The organism is Proteus sp. TJ1640 (assembly GCF_003144445.1).
In the GTDB taxonomy this organism is placed as follows: domain Bacteria; phylum Pseudomonadota; class Gammaproteobacteria; order Enterobacterales; family Enterobacteriaceae; genus Proteus; species Proteus penneri.
In genome coordinates this window covers 177,320-193,734 of the sequence record NZ_PENY01000010.1, presented here as the reverse complement: position 1 = coordinate 193,734, position 16,415 = coordinate 177,320, and the positions used below count along the sequence as shown (strand labels likewise).

The window sequence follows — 16,415 nt, the reverse complement described above, 5'->3', positions numbered from 1 at the left end:
TCAGGAATAAAAAAAGCCACTATATTGAGCAGTCTAATATGTTAGAACAGTTCAATATAGTGGCTTTTATTATCTATCTATCCCCGAACCCAGTAAATTCATCTTGATAATTATAAATACCAGGTGGCAATACAAGTTGTTTGGCGACATCAGCAGCAGCTTCTTTACCTTTTAAGCGTTCGATAATTTTTAGTGCAAAATCGATAGATGTTGCGGGTGCTTGGCTAGTAATTAAATTGACTCTTTCATCAAAATAGACTCGATAATCAACCCATTTTTTCGGTGATATTTTATCTTTTAATGCAGGAAAACCTGTCATGTTGCCGATGGGAAAAATATTATGAGACTCAAGGATCATTGCCGGTGCTGCACAGATGGCTGCGACAAGTTTATTTTCACTGTGCATGCGACGTACTTTTTCGACCACTAAAGGGCTATCTCTCAATGTTTCAGTACCTTGTAATCCACCGGGGAGAATAATAACGTCATAGTGATGATCAACAACACGAACTAGAGGCGCATCGGCGACAAGTTTAATACCACGAGAACAAGTGATAACAAGATCATCAACATCATTTTCTGCACTTGCAAGTACGACATTAATCCCAGCCCTTACCAGCAAATCTACGGTAGTGACGACTTCGGTCTCTTCGCTTCCATTAGCTAGGCAGATGAGCGCTGATATGGTCATAATTGCCTTCCTGTTGTTTAATAAATTGAAAAAGGCGGTTATTTTCTGGCAATACAAGCCCTTGTTCTGAAGCTCGACGTAATAAATAACCCGTAATATAGTCAATCTCTGTATGGCGTTGATATTTCACATCTTGATACATAGAAGAATAATTATTTGCAGTTTGTTCTATGGTATCAATAATATAGCCATGAAGGTGAGCTTGAGACGTTGGTACGACTCCTTCACGTTCCATCACTTGATAAACTTCGTCGCATACTTTTTGAATATGCTCAGGATAACGCAATAAATCACCATTACGGCATTGATAATAAACGGTAAGAGGATTGATAACACAATTAACTGCAAGTTTTAGCCAACTAATGGTATGGATATCATTATGCCAAGCGACATCAGGCAATGCATGATGCAAGGTTTCTGCTAAATAGCTATATTGTTGAGCCGCATGATTTAATGGACCTATATGTGTTATTCCTGTTGCTGTATGAATAACATCTTGCCCTTGTTGATAAGCACCATGAGTAATAATGCCTTGTAATATAGGTCTGATAATGGGGTGTTGTGTTGCTGTTAATTCATCGGCAGTACCCATACCATTATGAATGAGTAAAATCGGACATTGTGCAGAAAGATAAGGTAATAGTGCATTAACAGCATCTGATACTTGCCAAGATTTTAAGCAAACAATTAATAATTCGCTCTGCTTTAACCATTCGAGTTGATTTGCGGTAATACGCTGATAAAAAGGCTCACCATTAATGTTATCAACACTTACGTCTAAAAAAGGCTGTGGCACTCTTAGCCAACCTTGTACTTCATGAGACTGAAGTGTTAAAGCTGCAACCCAAAGTTTACCAATCGAACCACATCCTAAAACGGTAATTTTCATTGTGCCTCTTTTTGCAAATCGTAATAGCGCAAGATGGCTACTGACGCTTATTAGACTATTAAGCTAAAATTATAACATTGATTACACTTTCCTGTTTAATGTATGTTTGCGCTTTACTATAAGAGGAAGTGAAAGGGATAAATTTGTTATTGAATGTGCAATGCTTTTTTGCAACTCTAAAAGAAGCTATTATTCGGGTTGTATTTATTTATTGAGGAAGAAAGAATGCCATCTTTTGATATCGTATCTGAAGTTGACTTACATGAAGTGCGTAATGCAGTAGAAAACGCGCAACGTGAACTGACTACTCGCTGGGATTTTCGTAACGTTGAAGCAAGCTTTGAATTAAACGAAAAAGCAGAGTCAGTGAAAACGACCAGTGTATCTGAATTTCAGGTTCAACAATTATTAGATATTCTGCGTGAGAAAATGGCAAAAAGAGGGATTGATGGTGCGGTATTAAATATCCCTGAAGAGATGACTCACAGTGGAAAAATGTACAGCGTAGAAGCCACGTTGAAACAAGGTATTGATACAGCCTTAGCAAAAAAAATTGTTAAGTTGATCAAAGACAGTAAATTAAAAGTTCAGGCTCAAATTCAAGGTGAGCAAGTCCGTGTTACAGGTAAATCACGTGATGATTTACAAGCCGTAATGAAATTAGTCAGAGAAGGTGAGTTAGGGCAGCCATTCCAATTTAATAATTTCCGTGACTAATTGTTTATCTATTGAGTCATATAAAAATGCGCTGTTAAACCAGCGCATTTTTATTTTATCCCGTCAATTTATCGACCTTTAAACCAAAGAGATTAGCGACTCTAATGTTGCTCTCGGTGTCTGTTTGGTATCAACCTTGATATAAGCACTTTGTTCATCAGCCATAATCACAACTTCATTAACCCCCGGTTGTTGATTAAATAATTGTTGTAGTCTCTGTTGTTGGCTTGAAGATAGGTTTTTAGGTAATTCAACGCGTAAGCTACTGACATAAGCGGGTTGGCGTAATGTTAAGCTAATCAAAAACCAAATAATGCCGATCACTAAACAGCCCAGAAATACGATTTGTGCATCATAATGCTGATAAAGCCATCCCCCTAAAATACCGCCTAATGCCACACCTAAAAATTGGCTGGTGGAATAAATTCCCATTGCTGTACCTTTATAGCCAGCAGGTGCTTCTTTACTGATTAATGAAGGTAGTAGTGCTTCCATAATATTAAAGCCAATAAAAAAGACCTGAATGCCAGCAATAATTAGCCATAAACTAGAGCCAGAGCTTATTAAAATAACTTGAGCGATAATTAGTAAAAAGATACAGAATAAGAAAACCTGTTTCATTTTACGTTTTTTTTCTGCATAGATAATAAAAGGGAGTACAGTAATAAAGGCAATTAGCATAGTGACTAGATAAACAATCCAATGCTTTTCTTTTGCTAAACCAGCGCTACTCATAACTAGAGGAAGTGCAACAAATGCAGCCATTAATAAAGTATGTAGTGAAAAAATACCCGTATTCAACTTAAGAAGCTGTGCATCAAATAAGACTTTTTTTACACTGCCACGGACAAAACCAGATTCTCGATTAAGAATAGGGTGTTCGCTATTCGGCACAGTAAAAAGCGTAATAACAATGCCACCCAAGGCGAGTAGAGCAATTCCCCAAAACAGGCCATGTAAGCCAAAAATATGCGTTAAAATAGGGCCTAAAACTAAGGCTAAAGCAAAGGTTATCCCAAAGCTAATACCAATAAAGGCCATTGCTTTTGTTCTATTTTGTTCTCGAGTTAGATCGGAGAGTAAAGCCATAACTGCGGCTGATATAGCACCAGCACCTTGTAGTGCCCGACCAATAATAATGCCGTAAATATTGTCGCTAAGAGCTGCAATAAGGCTCCCGACAATAAAAATAATTAAGCCAAAAACAATCATAGGTTTTCGACCAAATTTATCAGAGAAAATACCAAAAGGAATTTGGAATATAGCCTGTGTTAATCCATAAATACCGATGGCTAATCCAATGAGAGATTCTGTTGCGTGTTGTAGCTGAAGCCCATAGGTGGTTAAAACTGGGAGTACCATAAACATGCCAAGCATGCGAAGAGAAAAGACAGTGCCTAGTCCCCATGTTGCTTTGCGCTCTAATGGGGTCATTTTATTATCATTCATGGATTACCTCGTATTACTGATACCCCATTGTAATGACATTTTATAACGAGGTTAATCAATAAATGGGATGTAAAAAAGTCAAAACTGTACTGATATCTTCTTTAGTCGCGAAACAGGATAAAAAAAGACCAGTCAGAAGGCTGACTGGTCTTTCGGTTACTTTAGTAAATACATTATCTTAAATAAGCAAAAACAGTTTCTGTTGAGCTTGTTGGATCAACCGACATCATTACACTTAATGAAGTGATTGCCACAATAGAGAAAATAAATAATTTTCGTGCCCACACTTTATCATTGGTTGCTTTATAACCGGATAAAGCCATGCCCAACCACCAAATACTGACGGCAGAAGCAACTATTAGATATTTATAGCCCGCATATCCAACTAATGTCAGCATTAAGGTTGCAATCATAAATGCCAGAATATAAAGAATGATATGGCGTTTAGCGACTGAGATCCCTTTAATAACGGGTAATACCGGAATATTAGCTGCTTGGTAGTCTTTAAAACGGAAAATAGCAATGGCATAAGAGTGAGGCATCTGCCATAAACTAAAGATAAGTAATAGGATTGCCGCGCCTGCATCAAACTCACCGCTAACGGCACAATAACCGATAACAGGGGGAGCAGAGCCAGATAAACTTCCAATCAGTGTGCCATAAACAGATTTACGCTTCATATAGAGGCTATAAACCCCAACATAAATAATAAAACCAAATACAGCGATAAACATTGCAAGCGGGTTGGCTGCTACATAGAGCAGCACAACACCTGCAATACCTAATACTGAGGCATAAATCAGGCTAATTCGAGGGTCAATTAATCCTTTAACTAATGGGCGGTTCTTCGTTCTTTCCATGATACGGTCAATATCACGGTCAATATAGTTGTTAAAAACACAACCAGAAGCAACGACCAGAGACACCCCAAGTAGAGTCGCGACAAATAGGGGGTAGTCAATCTCACCTTTAGAGGCGAGAAGGAAACCACCTATTACAGAAATTAAGTTTCCGAAAATAATTCCTGGTTTGGTGACTTGTAGGTATTGCTTAATCATAGCGACAACTCTTAATCCATCATCATATTGATGTTCAGGTTGTACATAATCCACAACGAGCCTACGACAACAATGCCGATAATAAGCAGTGTGAACAGGAATGCGACGACGTTCCAGCGCTCTTCTGATGACGTATTCATATGCAAGAAGCAGACTAAGTGAACCACAATCTGCACAACTGCCATACCGACAACAGTCCAGAGAATTGTTGCTGGTGTCGCTGTTCCTTCCATCACCATCCAAAATGGAATAACGGTGAGGATAACAGACAGAATAAAGCCGATTAGATAAGACTTCATACTGCCGTGGCTTGCGCCTGAAGGAGAAGTATTTGGATGACTCATTACATCACTCCCATCAGATAAACTACGGTGAACACACAGATCCAGACAACGTCAAGGAAGTGCCAGAACAGACTTAAACAGCTTAAACGAGTACGGTTAACTTCAGTTAAACCACGGCGTGATACTTGGATCATCATAATTACAATCCAAATTAAACCCGCAGTGACGTGAAGACCGTGCGTTGAAACTAATGCAAAGAATGCAGATAAGAATGCACTGCGATCTGGGCCATAACCTTCTGCGATTAGCTCATGGAATTCGTAAACTTCCATGATGACGAAACCTAAGCCGAATAAGAAAGTAACAAATAACCACAGATTAACTTGGCTAACGCTACCTTTATTCATGCTCAGCATAGCGAAACCAAAAGTGATACTACTAAATAGCAGTAAGAAGGTTTCAACTAAAACAAACGGTAAGCTAAAAATCTCTTTACCTGAAGGACCATCTGCAATCCCGTTAACAAGCACCGCATAAGTGGCGAATAAGCTGGCAAACAGGATAAGGTCGCTCATTAGATAGATCCAGAAGCCGAAAACTTTCGTCGCTCCTGCATCGTGGTGCCCATGATGTTCATGGGCGTTTGTGTTATTTACAGTTTGAGTAGACATTATTTCACACCTGCTTTTTTCAGTTCTTCATAATGCTTATTCTCGATAGCTTCAATTTCAGGTACTTGGACATAGTAATCCACATCTGTATCAAAGCTTTTCACGATCCAAGTGACAATCATGCCAGCGAAACCAACAATAGCTAACCACCAGATATGCCAGATCATGGCAAAACCAAGGACTAAGCTGAATGCTGAAATAATCACACCCGCGCCTGTATTTTTAGGCATATGGATCGGTTCGTATTTGGTTGGACGCTGATAGGCTGTGCCTTTTTCTTTCTGATCCCACCATTCATCACGAGTTTGAACATTAGGTTCAACAGCAAAGTTATAGAAAGGAGCTGGTGAGGAAATTGACCATTCCAGCGTACGTCCGCCCCATGGATCGCCCGTTAAGTCACGGTTTTGATCACGGTCACGGATACTTACGTAGATCTGGATAACTTGACAAGCGATACCGATAGCAATCAGTGCAGCGCCACCCGCAGCAACCATTAACATTGGATGGAATTCAGGGTTGATGTTTTGGCTGATACGACGAGTCATACCCATAAAGCCAAGAATGTACAGTGGCATAAAGGCCATAAAGAAGCCGATAAACCAGAACCAGAATGCACGGATACCCCATTTCTCATTCAGTGTGAAACCGAATGCTTTAGGGAACCAGTAAGTCATCCCTGCGAAACAGCCAAATACTACACCACCGATAATAACGTTATGGAAGTGGGCAATTAAGAATAGGCTGTTATGTAAAACAAAGTTTGCACCCGGAACGGCTAACAGAACCCCTGTCATCCCCCCAACAGAGAAGGTGATAAGGAAACCGATAGTCCACAACATTGGGCTTTTATATTCGATACGACCTTGATACATCGTAAACAGCCAGTTAAAGATTTTAACTCCTGTTGGTATAGCGATGATCATCGTGGCGATACCGAAGAAGGCGTTTACGTTAGCCCCCGAACCCATAGTAAAGAAGTGGTGTAACCAAACGATAAATGACAATACGGTAATAACGACAGTCGCACCAACTAAAGAGGTATAACCGAATAACCGTTTTTTAGAGAATGTTGCTGTAACTTCAGAGAACACACCAAATACAGGCAGAACAAGGATATAAACTTCTGGATGCCCCCAAGCCCATACAAGGTTGATGTACATCATCATGTTACCGCCCATATCATTGGTAAAGAAGTGCGTACCAAGATAGCGGTCTAAAGTTAATAGCGTAATAGTAACTGTTAAAATTGGGAATGCAGCAATAATCAGGACGTTAGTACATAAAGCAGCCCAAGAGAATACTGGCATTTTCATCATGCTCATACCCGGCGCACGCATACGCAGAATAGTCGCGAAGAAGTTAACCCCAGTTAGAAGCGTACCAATACCGGATATCTGTAAGCTCCATATCCAATAATCTACCCCGACTCCTGGGTTATACTCCAAACCAGAAAGTGGTGGATAAGCTAACCAACCTGTTTGTGCGAATTCACCAATACCTAAAGAAATGTTGATGAGTACTACACCGACGACAAAGAACCAGAAGCTCAGTGAGTTAAGGAAAGGGAAGGCCACATCACGGGCACCAATTTGTAAAGGTACAACAAGATTCATCAGACCTACAACGAAAGGAGTCGCCATGAAGAAAATCATGATAACGCCGTGTGCGGTAAAAATCTGATCATAGTGATGAGGTGGTAAGAAACCAGCTTCGCCGGCAGAGGCGAGAGCTTGTTGGCTTCTCATCATAATTGCATCGGCAAAGCCACGGAACATCATGACCATTGCAACGAGGATATACATAATACCAATTTTTTTATGGTCAACGCTGGTTAACCATTCGGTCCACAACCATTTCCATTTACGAAAATAAGTTAGTGCGCCAACAATAGCAAGTCCACCAAGAACAATACCGAGTAAAGTAACTACGATAATTGGTTCATGTAGAGGGATTGCATCAAGAGTTAATTTTCCGAACATGCCTTTATTCCTCTGCTCCTGCATGTGCCGCATGGCTCATGTTCATATTCATTGTTGCATCAGCATGTGCTGTCTGATTGCCACCTGTGTGAGCGCCATGACCTGTATGACCAAATTTAGAAATAGTTTCTTGGAATAACATTGGCTTCACGCTTGAATAGTAGGTCACTGGATTTTTCTGGCTTGGTTTAGCAAGTTCATTAAATGCAGCGGTCGTATTTAACGTATCTGGCGATTGTTTGACTTTTTCAACCCACGCATCGAAACCGGCACGATCAGGTGTCGCAATCGCTGTAAATTTCATATCAGAGAAACCGTGTCCACTATAACTTGCAGACATACCTTGATATTCACCAGGTTCATTAGCAATTAAGTGCAACTTAGTTTGCATTCCTGCCATCGCATAGATTTGTCCACCTAAGCGAGGGATAAAGAATGAGTTCATGACAGAGTCAGAAGTGATTTTGAAATTAACAGGAACATTAGTAGGGAAAGCCAGTTCATTAACTGTTGCAATACCTTGTTCTGGATAGATAAATAACCATTTCCAATCCATTGAAACAACTTCAATGGTGACAGGTTTTTCTGTGGACTCTAAAGGTTTGTAAGGATCAAGCTCATGGGTTGTTTTCCATGTAATGCTCGCCAAAATCACAATGATGATAATTGGCACAGTCCAAACGACGAGTTCAATTTTATTTGAGTGAGCCCAGTTTGGGCGATAGGTGGCTTTAGTATTGGATTCACGGTAGCGAAAAGCGAAAACAATCACCATCAGTATTACCGGTATCACAACAATTAACATTAAACCAAGCGCAATGAGGATTAATGTTTTTTGCTCAGCGCCGATAGCGCCTTTGGGATTCATTAACGCCATATCACAGCCACTTAAGAGAAGAGCTGCTGCTAATAGCGAGAGTGTCCCAATACTTTTTATGTATTTCATAAGTCTCATCCAACGACCCAAATGACAAAGGTTCTATTGTTGTTTCATCAGTATCAGTAAGGACATTTTACGGTAAGGTTGCGACAGTGTAAACAATTGTAATGGTAAGTAAGTGGTTGGTTGGTCTTTTGTGTTAATGTGATCACAAGTAATCAAAATATTAAATAAATGTTAATTTAATTATTGCGTATTAACTATAATTTCATAAAGTACCATATTTTTAAAATAAATACATATTTTTACAAATAAAAATGCAATAAAAAGTGTAAGAAAACGTATTGTGATTAAAAAAGTAACAGATTAGAGGTCGGAGGAGAGTTGATAGGTGAAATCCTTTTTATATTAATGTTTAATATCTATATTTGATGTTTGTGTAATTTTTAATATGGCTAATTAGTAATTTGATGAATATTTATATCCAATAAGAAAACTTTCCATTAAGTGGTAAAAAGAGGTTACAGCGAATAAAAAGGCTTTCGCTGTAATAAAAATTAACAATTAGCGATCAAAAATTATATTTCAGGCTATATACAATGCCGTCTTGCAAAAAATCTTCGCCTAACTTTTTATAAGCATAACGATATTGAATACCCGTAGTAATAGAGGTCGTTGGATGCCACCAAAAAGCTAAAGCGCCATTAAATCCATCTTTCCCCCCATTGCCATAACGCTCATGACGGTTAAATTCCATTTCATGCCAATTGCTAATGCTAAATTTTTGAGCGCTAATCGAAAAATCATATCCAGCAACCCAGCCAACAACGTAGCCATTATTTCCTGAATAGTAAGTTTGATCGACATAATGAAGCGCAATAAATGGTTTAAACCATAAATTATCTATTTGTGTGTTATAGCCTAAGCCGTAAAGTGTATTAACTTCATGGAAGTTGCCGTTGTTTTCTTTACCGGGAAGTGACCATGTACCGTAAATATGTCCGTATAAATTAACATCACTTTCACCTAAGTAAATGCGACTTGTTGCTTTAACAGTATAACGTTGATTATCACCTGGTTCTGTTTTTCGAGGATTAAAGGGATTTTCCAGATCAAAAAAACCGTAAAATTCACCCCATGAAAAGTGGGCACCACCTTCAAGTTCTAGATAGGCAAAATCATCTTTATGAGAAGATTGCCCTGTTTTGTGTGTTGTATGAGTAGTCCAATCAAGATAATTGATGCTGGTATTAGCGAAGCCACCTAAATAGCTAGCTTGAGCAGATAAAGAAAGTGTACTTGCGATGGTTAATAAAAATGTTTTTTTTATCATGAATAATCTCAATTTATTTTAATGAAATAATTTTGTGGTGAATTTATATTTTTATATTTTTTGAAACTATAACCTATAAAATTGCAATTTGCAGATTATGATGTTGAAAATAAGATCTATTTCTAGAATATTAAATTGATAATTGAAAATGAGAATTTTAGTATTGTTTAGTTTATTTTTATTATTTGAACTTCTTTGAATGGATTAAGCGCTTAATAACTGTTTTTGGGCAAAAAAAGAAAGCGGAAGAAGAAAGAAAAATATGTGGTAACAATCGCGTAAAAATACCTCACGACACAGGAATCAAGGGATAGTATCATTAGCCAATATTCGTTTTTATCTTACTTGGAATTTTCATTGTGACCTCATTTGCTGAACTTAACGCACTTCCTGCTGAACAACTCGCTAACCTTAATGAATTGGGTTATCTCACTATGACTCCGGTTCAAGAAGCTGCTTTGCCCGCTATTCTTGAAGGAAAGGACGTTCGCGCTCAGGCAAAAACAGGTAGCGGTAAAACGGCTGCTTTTGGTTTGGGGCTTTTGCAACACATTGATGCAAAACAGTTTAATACTCAATCACTTATTTTATGTCCAACGCGAGAACTTGCTGATCAAGTTGCAAATGAATTACGTCGTCTTGCTCGTTATCTTCCAAATATCAAAGTATTAACGCTGTGTGGAGGAGTTCCATTTAGTATCCAGCGTGATTCATTAATACATGCTGCACATATTATTGTTGCAACACCAGGCAGATTGCTTGATCACCTAAAGAAAGAGACTGTCACTTTAGATGATGTGAAAACATTGGTGTTGGATGAAGCAGACAGAATGTTGGATATGGGATTTTTTGATGATATCAACGATATTATTTCTCGTATGCCAACGGCACGCCAAACATTGCTTTTTTCTGCAACTTGGCCGAATGAGATCGCAACAATTAGTCGTAAGATCCAGCAAAACCCAATCACTATTGAAATCAATTCTGTTGATGAACTTCCGGCTGTTGAACAGCAGTTTTATGAAATATCTCGTCATGGAAAAATAGGATTGCTGCAAAAACTGTTAAGTCGTGAGCAACCAGCTTCTTGCGTCGTGTTTTGTAACACAAAGCGAGATTGCCAAGATGTGTATGAAACACTGACAGAAAGCAATCAAAGTGTGCTTGCTTTACATGGCGATATGGAACAAAGAGAGCGTGATCAAACGCTTATTCGCTTTGCTAATGGGAGTTGTCGTGTATTAGTCGCAACAGATGTTGCAGCTCGCGGGCTTGACATTAAAGCGTTAGAAATGGTGATCAATTACGAATTATCATGGGATCCTGAAGTGCACGTTCACCGAATTGGCCGTACAGCCAGAGCTGGGGAGAGTGGATTGGCTATTAGCTTTTGCGCACCAGAAGAAATTCAACGTGCCAATGCTTTAGAAGAAATGCTTCATATGAAGATAAATTGGTTGCCTATTCCTACAGGTCTACAAATTACGCCACTTGAAGCAACAATGGCTACATTATGTATTGATGGTGGTAAAAAAGCCAAAATGCGCCCTGGTGATATTTTAGGGGCATTAACGGGTGATATGGGGTTCAATGGTGCCGATATTGGCAAAATTATGATTAACCCAACACATGCTTATGTTGCTGTAAAACAATCTATTGCAAAACAAGTCTGGAAACAGCTGCAACAAGGTAAAATTAAGGGTAAAACAGTAAAAGTAAGATTATTTAGATAAATTTTTTACTCAGAACATAAGAATACAAAAAGGGCAGTTTAACCTGTCCTTTTTTATGGTTCATATCTTGAGAAAGTAATAAAACTAATGTGTTGTTTTCTTAAGGGCTAAATAATCTAGGATTGTGCCAAAGATAAGGCTTACCGCACCAATAATAACACCATATAAAAAGAGTGTTGAAGCCCAAGAACTTAATCTATCAGTATCTATTTTTTGAATAAAATCGACAGATTGGAACATTTCTAATGTTGGTAGTGAATTTGTAACAACAAGAATTAAACTACAAATAAAGAAAAGAGTCGTTAGCATCAAGCCATAAATAGCAAAACGGTACTGTTTAATAAACAAGGTTCTTCTAAGGAATTCCCCCGTTTTTTGCGTATAAATAAGTGTGTTTTTCGAAACCAACAGCAAAATAAGACCAGGTACAGAAGCAACGATAGAAAAAAGATAAAATGCTTCCCAACCATGACTTTCAACATACCAGCCTGCAACTGGGCCAACATAAACACGACCAATTGCAGAGAGAGCCGAGAGCAACGCAAATTGTGTTGCTGAAAAGGAGAGATGACAAAGTGTCATTAAAAGGGCGACGAATGCGGCTGTTCCCATTCCTCCACAGATATTTTCAAATGCAACTACCGCACCCATGCTATAAATACTTTGTTCAGAAATAGCTAAATACCAATACCCGATATTTGAGCCACCTTGCAAAATACCAAAAATCATCAGTGCTTTAAATAAACTCCAACGGCGCATTAATAAACCACCTAGCAATGCCCCAATAATAGTGGCTGCAAGCCCAAGTGTTTTATTCACTAATCCTACTTCACCTGCATCGAACCCCGCACCGCGAATAAGAAAAGTGGTACTTAAACTTAAGGCAAAAGCATCTCCCATTTTATACAGCACAATAAGCAGTAAAATTAGCCAAGCATTATTACGAGAAAAGAATTCATATAAAGGTTCAATAACGGCTTCATAGAGTGTGCGTGGTGGTTTTACGGTGGTTTCTGGCTCTTGGGCAAGTAGTGTGGCAATAATACCAATTCCCATTAAGGCAGCCATTAACCAGTACATATTTTGCCAACCAATATACTTATCAGCTAACCAAAGTGCCATTCCTCCAGAAACAAGCATGGCTATGCGATAACCTAGGACAGAAACTGCAGCACCTGTACCACGCTCATCTGCTTTTAATATATCTGTTTTATAGGCGTCAAAAACAATATCTTGTGAAGCAGAACAAAAAGCAACAATGACAGCTAAAGAGGCTAGCCACCATAAATGATCATTAGGATTTAAAAATCCCATTCCTGCAATACCAAGTACTAACCCTATTTGAGTGAGTAACATCCATCCTCGGCGTCGGCCAAGAAAAGAGGGGGTATAGCGATCCATAAAGGGTGACCAGAGGAATTTAAAAACATAGGCTTGTCCCACCAATGAGAAGAAACCAATGGTTTTTAAATCAATGTTTTCTACTGTCATCCATGCTTGTAATGTACCCGCAGTTAATGCAAGTGGTAATCCAGAAGTAAAGCCAAGTAACAGTAAAATAAATGATTTGTACCAAGTGGTTTGTTTGAAGGCAGGCTGAACCATGCAAGAATTCCTTTCGACGACCTGTTTAAGATAACAGGTCGTTTATTCTAATAAATTAACGGGCGTTAGATTTGATAAATTGACTGACTGAAGCGTCTTTTGCCATATCGCTAACGAGCTCACTTAAGACATTGTTAATCGCGGCGGCAATTTTCTCATTAGTTGCGCCAAATGGGCCTTGGACATTGTAGCTAGTACGGAATGTTTTGGTATTAGAGCTGCCATTTGGTAGGGTAACGATAACTGAAATATCCGCTTTTGCACTGATATTATGACGAATACTACCTTCGCCAACATCTGCATTGAGTTTATTGATAACAATAATTACATCAGCAGAAGCAGGAGAACCCATCATAAAACCACGAGCTGTCATCTGCTTTTGCAGAACTTCTTGCATTAAAAATGCAATGTCACGAGTTGGAACAAGGACTTCTAATTTACCGTTACGGTTGATTTCCGCTAGGTTTTTTGATGCGCGTTTGTCTTGGCTTGAAATATTCAGTGAAATAGGGCGCATTGTAGGGTCGGCCGCAGGAACTGACATCACTGGTTCAATAGATAATTTGTTACTAGGAGTTGCACAACCTGAAAGTAGTGTTAATGCAAAAACAGCACAGAGTAAATTTTTAATCATGAGGTAATCTCGGTTAAATAAGTCTGTTGTGTTAATAAGTAGAATAGGCTTCAAACTTTAGCCTATCATACCACTGCTAATAGGTTGCTAATATCCCCTTAAAGAACGAAATTATCTGATTTTATCAATTGATTTTATTTCAAATTACTCTCATTTTTACTCATGTATTTGACAATATTTGGTCAATGGTTTTACTCAAGATGAAAAATAAGCGATTATCATCAGCAAAATTAAAAAGAATAAGCTCATCATTTTGTATTGATAAAGACTAAATCAATATAGGCTGGTTGACTTATTTTTTTATTCACCATGGTATAAAGGCTAGAGTATTAGGGGCAGAGATGATCCGTGATGATATTGAGAATAAGCTGATTTCGCGCTTTTCACCGCATTTTTTACAAGTAATAAACGAAAGCCATCGCCATAATGTGCCCGAAGGCTCTGAAAGTCACTTTAAAGTCATTATCGTTAGTGATGATTTTAATGAGAAACGTAGTGTTACGCGCCATCGTGATGTGTACCAAACATTAGCTCATGAAATGGAAAATGGTGTTCATGCATTAGCATTACACACTTTTACTTTGAGTGAATGGAATGAACAGCAGGATAAAGCATTACGCTCTCCTGGGTGTCGAGGCGGAAGCCAAGAAGATTAACAACCTTATCGTTAATCGTGAGTAAATAGATCCTAAGATGCGTATTTTTTGTTCTTTATAGAGGAAAAAAGAGTGGAGTTGCTCGATTTTATGAAAAAATTGAGGAATAAAACGGCTCTTTCTCGACTCAACCCCTCTAGATCGTTATAATGTCGCGTCTAATTTTCAGTAAGGTTTCGGGATGCTTCTGATATCAGGGATCCTCGTTTTTTTAAATGTGGCGGCCCCGGTTCTGAAAGGAAAATAAACCTAAACATGTCAATATCATGTTAGTTTCCTTTAAAGTAGACCGAGCACTAAAACTTATTTTGAGGTAACAAGATGCAAGTTTCTGTTGAAACGACTCAAGGCCTAGGGCGTCGTGTCACAATCACCGTACCAGCCGCTGATATCCAAACTGCTGTAGACAGTGAACTGAAAAAAGCTGCTAAAACTGTTCGCATTGATGGTTTCCGTAAAGGTCACGTTCCAATGTCTATGGTTAAACAGCGTTATGGTATGTCTGTACTGAATGATGTTCTTGGTGATTTAATGTCGCGTAATTTCATTAACGCTATCATCGAAAACAAAGTAAACCCAGTTGGCGCGCCTGAATACAAACCAGAGCAATACAAAGAAGGTGAAGACTTTGTTTACTCTGTAGAATTCGAAGTTTTCCCAGAAATCGAACTGAAAGATCTGGAAAGCATTGAAGTTGTAAAACCCGTTGTTACTGTTAAAGACGAAGACGTTGATAACATGTTAGAAACACTGCGTAAGCAACAAGCAGAGTGGAAAGACAAAGACGGCGCAGTCGCAGCAGAAGATCGCGTAACTGTTGATTTCAACGGTTCTATTGACGGTGAAGAATTTGAAGGCGGAAAAGCTGAAGATTTCGTACTGGCAATGGGTCAAGGTCGTATGATCCCAGGTTTCGAAGAAGGCGTTATCGGTCATAAAGCTGGAGAAGAATTCACAATTGATGTGACTTTCCCAGAAGATTACCACGCTGAAAACCTGAAAGGTAAAAAAGCACAATTCGCTATCAACCTGAAAAAAGTTGAAGAGCGTGAACTGCCAGAATTAACTGAAGAGTTCATCAAGCGTTTTGGTATTGCAGATGGTTCTGTTGATGGTTTACGTGCTGAAGTACGTAAAAATATGGAACGTGAACTGAAAAATGCAATCCGTACTCGTGTTAAAACACAAGTTATTGATGGCTTAGTTAAAGCAAACGAAGTTGACGTACCTGCAGCTGCTGTAGACAGCGAAATTGAAGTTCTGCAACGTCAAGCTGCTCAACGTTTTGGTGGCGATGAGAAACAAGCTCTGCAATTACCACGTGAACTGTTCGAAGAACAAGCTAAACGTCGTGTAATCGTTGGATTACTGTTAGGTGAAGTGATCAATAGTAATGAACTGAAAGCAGAAGACGATCGTGTGAATGCACTGATCGATGAAATGGCTTCAGCTTACGAAGATCCCTCAGAAGTTGTTGAGTTCTACAATAAGAACGAACAACTGATGAACAACATTCGTAATCTTGCGTTAGAAGAGCAAGCGGTAGAAAAAATCTTAGCAAATGCTAAAGTAACTGAAAAAGAAACTAACTTCACTGAACTAATGAACGAAGTTCAAATGGGTTAATTCTTAACCGCGATATCGGTTTTAAGCAAAAACCCGTGGTTTTTACCACGGGTTTTTTTCAGTTTGTATATATTTATCAAAATTAGTCTTGAAATCTGAGCGATTATCTCCAGATAATTCTATATTCTCTTTATTACTCCTCGCGAGGCGCCTTGAATGTCTTGTGAGAGATTAGATCATTAGAAATGGTCATGATCAATTATCTCA

15 protein-coding genes are annotated in these 16,415 nt (G+C 38.7%); 4 read left to right on the top strand and 11 right to left on the bottom strand.

Features of this window, described 5'->3' with window-relative positions; all coding sequences use genetic code 11:
• Positions 1 to 73: 73 nt before the first annotated feature.
• Positions 74 to 691, bottom strand: a complete 618-nt coding sequence (gene yajL / locus DK861_RS03840) for a protein deglycase YajL (protein ID WP_109399294.1) — start codon at positions 689 to 691, stop codon at positions 74 to 76.
• Complete coding sequence (gene panE / locus DK861_RS03835; protein ID WP_072063677.1) at positions 660 to 1,580, bottom strand: 2-dehydropantoate 2-reductase; 921 nt, start codon at positions 1,578 to 1,580, stop codon at positions 660 to 662. The genes yajL and panE overlap by 32 nt, the downstream gene beginning before the upstream one ends.
• Before the next feature lie 225 nt (positions 1,581 to 1,805).
• Between panE and DK861_RS03830 the strand changes: the two genes are divergently transcribed.
• Entirely contained in the window at positions 1,806 to 2,297 is a 492-nt protein-coding gene (locus DK861_RS03830; RefSeq protein WP_072063676.1) for a YajQ family cyclic di-GMP-binding protein, read from the top strand.
• Between the two features lie 78 nt (positions 2,298 to 2,375).
• Here DK861_RS03830 and DK861_RS03825 read toward each other — a convergent pair whose 3' ends face one another.
• The 7 genes from DK861_RS03825 to DK861_RS03795 all read right to left on the bottom strand — a co-directional run bounded on the left by DK861_RS03825 (position 2,376) and on the right by DK861_RS03795 (position 9,954).
• Positions 2,376 to 3,746, bottom strand: a complete 1,371-nt coding sequence (locus DK861_RS03825; protein WP_072063675.1) for an MFS transporter — start codon at positions 3,744 to 3,746, stop codon at positions 2,376 to 2,378.
• Between the two features lie 173 nt (positions 3,747 to 3,919).
• On the bottom strand, positions 3,920 to 4,804 hold the full coding sequence (cyoE, locus tag DK861_RS03820; RefSeq protein WP_072069392.1) for a heme o synthase: 885 nt from the start codon (positions 4,802 to 4,804) through the stop codon (positions 3,920 to 3,922).
• 11 nt (positions 4,805 to 4,815) lie between these two features.
• Positions 4,816 to 5,148 (bottom strand): cytochrome o ubiquinol oxidase subunit IV, encoded by a 333-nt coding sequence (locus DK861_RS03815; RefSeq protein ID WP_006535101.1) that lies wholly within the window; start codon positions 5,146 to 5,148, stop codon positions 4,816 to 4,818.
• Positions 5,148 to 5,759 (bottom strand): cytochrome o ubiquinol oxidase subunit III, encoded by a 612-nt coding sequence (locus DK861_RS03810; RefSeq protein WP_072063673.1) that lies wholly within the window; start codon positions 5,757 to 5,759, stop codon positions 5,148 to 5,150. The genes DK861_RS03815 and DK861_RS03810 overlap by 1 nt, the downstream gene beginning before the upstream one ends.
• A complete protein-coding gene (gene cyoB, locus DK861_RS03805; RefSeq protein WP_072063672.1) occupies positions 5,759 to 7,741 on the bottom strand; it encodes a cytochrome o ubiquinol oxidase subunit I in 1,983 nt (660 codons plus the stop codon). The genes DK861_RS03810 and cyoB overlap by 1 nt, the downstream gene beginning before the upstream one ends.
• Positions 7,742 to 7,745: 4 nt before the next feature.
• Positions 7,746 to 8,696, bottom strand: coding sequence for a cytochrome o ubiquinol oxidase subunit II (cyoA, locus tag DK861_RS03800; RefSeq protein WP_006535098.1), 951 nt, complete (start codon positions 8,694 to 8,696; stop codon positions 7,746 to 7,748).
• Positions 8,697 to 9,192: 496 nt separating this feature from the next.
• On the bottom strand, positions 9,193 to 9,954 hold the full coding sequence (locus DK861_RS03795; protein ID WP_109399293.1) for an outer membrane protein OmpK: 762 nt from the start codon (positions 9,952 to 9,954) through the stop codon (positions 9,193 to 9,195).
• A gap of 359 nt (positions 9,955 to 10,313) precedes the next feature.
• Between DK861_RS03795 and dbpA the strand changes: the two genes are divergently transcribed.
• Positions 10,314 to 11,687 carry an ATP-dependent RNA helicase DbpA gene (dbpA, locus tag DK861_RS03790; RefSeq protein WP_109399292.1) on the top strand — a complete coding sequence of 458 codons (1,374 nt, stop codon included), beginning with the start codon at positions 10,314 to 10,316 and terminating at the stop codon, positions 11,685 to 11,687.
• An 84-nt stretch (positions 11,688 to 11,771) separates the two neighbouring features.
• On the opposite strand, the gene ampG is transcribed toward dbpA, so the two are convergent.
• Entirely contained in the window at positions 11,772 to 13,292 is a 1,521-nt protein-coding gene (gene ampG / locus DK861_RS03785; protein WP_109399291.1) for a muropeptide MFS transporter AmpG, read from the bottom strand.
• A gap of 55 nt (positions 13,293 to 13,347) precedes the next feature.
• Positions 13,348 to 13,926: a YajG family lipoprotein gene (locus DK861_RS03780; RefSeq protein ID WP_109399290.1), complete on the bottom strand. Its 579-nt coding sequence runs from the start codon at positions 13,924 to 13,926 to the stop codon at positions 13,348 to 13,350.
• 341 nt (positions 13,927 to 14,267) lie between these two features.
• Here DK861_RS03780 and bolA point away from each other — a divergent pair, with 341 nt between their 5' ends.
• Both bolA and tig read left to right on the top strand, forming a co-directional pair.
• Entirely contained in the window at positions 14,268 to 14,582 is a 315-nt protein-coding gene (gene bolA / locus DK861_RS03775; protein WP_006535089.1) for a transcriptional regulator BolA, read from the top strand.
• A gap of 321 nt (positions 14,583 to 14,903) precedes the next feature.
• The gene (gene tig, locus DK861_RS03770; protein WP_072063667.1) at positions 14,904 to 16,208 is read left to right on the top strand and encodes a trigger factor; all 1,305 of its coding nucleotides are present in this window, start codon (positions 14,904 to 14,906) and stop codon (positions 16,206 to 16,208) included.
• Positions 16,209 to 16,415: the final 207 nt, after the last annotated feature.

Bases quoted from the DNA above. Each gene is read 5' to 3' on its own strand.
- DK861_RS03795 (WP_109399293.1), bottom strand. From the start codon at position 9,954: ATGATAAAAAAAACATTTTTATTAACCATCGCAAGTACACTTTCTTTA.
- DK861_RS03825 (WP_072063675.1), bottom strand. From the start codon at position 3,746: ATGAATGATAATAAAATGACCCCATTAGAGCGCAAAGCAACATGGGGA.
- cyoA (WP_006535098.1), bottom strand. From the start codon at position 8,696: ATGAGACTTATGAAATACATAAAAAGTATTGGGACACTCTCGCTATTA.
- ampG (WP_109399291.1), bottom strand. From the start codon at position 13,292: ATGGTTCAGCCTGCCTTCAAACAAACCACTTGGTACAAATCATTTATT.
- DK861_RS03810 (WP_072063673.1), bottom strand. From the start codon at position 5,759: ATGTCTACTCAAACTGTAAATAACACAAACGCCCATGAACATCATGGG.
- DK861_RS03815 (WP_006535101.1), bottom strand. From the start codon at position 5,148: ATGAGTCATCCAAATACTTCTCCTTCAGGCGCAAGCCACGGCAGTATG.
- DK861_RS03830 (WP_072063676.1), top strand. From the start codon at position 1,806: ATGCCATCTTTTGATATCGTATCTGAAGTTGACTTACATGAAGTGCGT.
- cyoB (WP_072063672.1), bottom strand. From the start codon at position 7,741: ATGTTCGGAAAATTAACTCTTGATGCAATCCCTCTACATGAACCAATT.
- panE (WP_072063677.1), bottom strand. From the start codon at position 1,580: ATGAAAATTACCGTTTTAGGATGTGGTTCGATTGGTAAACTTTGGGTT.
- DK861_RS03780 (WP_109399290.1), bottom strand. From the start codon at position 13,926: ATGATTAAAAATTTACTCTGTGCTGTTTTTGCATTAACACTACTTTCA.
- cyoE (WP_072069392.1), bottom strand. From the start codon at position 4,804: ATGATTAAGCAATACCTACAAGTCACCAAACCAGGAATTATTTTCGGA.
- bolA (WP_006535089.1), top strand. From the start codon at position 14,268: ATGATCCGTGATGATATTGAGAATAAGCTGATTTCGCGCTTTTCACCG.
- tig (WP_072063667.1), top strand. From the start codon at position 14,904: ATGCAAGTTTCTGTTGAAACGACTCAAGGCCTAGGGCGTCGTGTCACA.
- yajL (WP_109399294.1), bottom strand. From the start codon at position 691: ATGACCATATCAGCGCTCATCTGCCTAGCTAATGGAAGCGAAGAGACC.